The organism is Vibrio sp. 1641 (assembly GCF_033339995.1).
Lineage (GTDB): Bacteria > Pseudomonadota > Gammaproteobacteria > Enterobacterales > Vibrionaceae > Vibrio > Vibrio alginolyticus.
The window spans coordinates 1-561 of record NZ_JAWOVP010000406.1 but is presented as its reverse complement, the minus strand read 5'-3'; the positions used below and the strand labels follow the sequence as shown (position 1 = coordinate 561).

The 561-nt window shown below is 48.3% G+C and carries 2 protein-coding genes; both read right to left on the bottom strand.

The window, feature by feature from the left end; genetic code table 11:
• On the bottom strand, positions 1-318 hold a 318-nt coding region (locus R7Z47_RS26240; RefSeq protein WP_318130950.1), incomplete at its 3' end, for a rod-binding protein.
• Between the two features lie 10 nt (positions 319-328).
• Positions 329-561: flagellar basal body P-ring protein FlgI (locus R7Z47_RS26235; RefSeq protein ID WP_225497805.1), on the bottom strand; the 233-nt coding region annotated here is incomplete at its 5' end.

The following is a 561-nucleotide window of genomic DNA, read 5'->3' as shown; positions in this document are numbered from 1 at the left end:
GCTCAACTGCTGAATCAGCATATTGGCGATGCCAGAGCTTTGTTTTTTCGCCAACTCCATCGCCAACTGACCATCGTACATGTCGCGAAAAACGCCTTGTTGCTTGCTTGAAAATGGGCTGTCTTTGTCCGCTAACACGTCGCTGCTGCTGCGCATTTGACGCAGCACCAGTTGTAAGAACATAGCTTCAAACTGACCCGCCACCATTTCGAGCGCGCCTTCTTGATCACGACTGTGCTTGATGTTCGCCAACGCACTGTTGTCATGATAAAGCATTGAGTTCAATTGAGCTTGATCGCTGCTACCGTCTAGTTTCATCCTTCACTCCTTAAATCACGACCAGTTCAGCATTCAACGCGCCCGCTTCATTTAGTGCCTGAAGAATCGACATCAAATCGGTTGGGGTTGCGCCTAAGCTGTTAACTGCATCGACAATGGTATTGAGCTCTGTGCCCGGAGGCCAAATCACCATTTGAGCGAGCTCTTCGTTTACATCAATATCCGTTTGATTCACGACTTTTGTCTCACCATCAGCAAACGCATTCGGTTGGCTGACTTTTT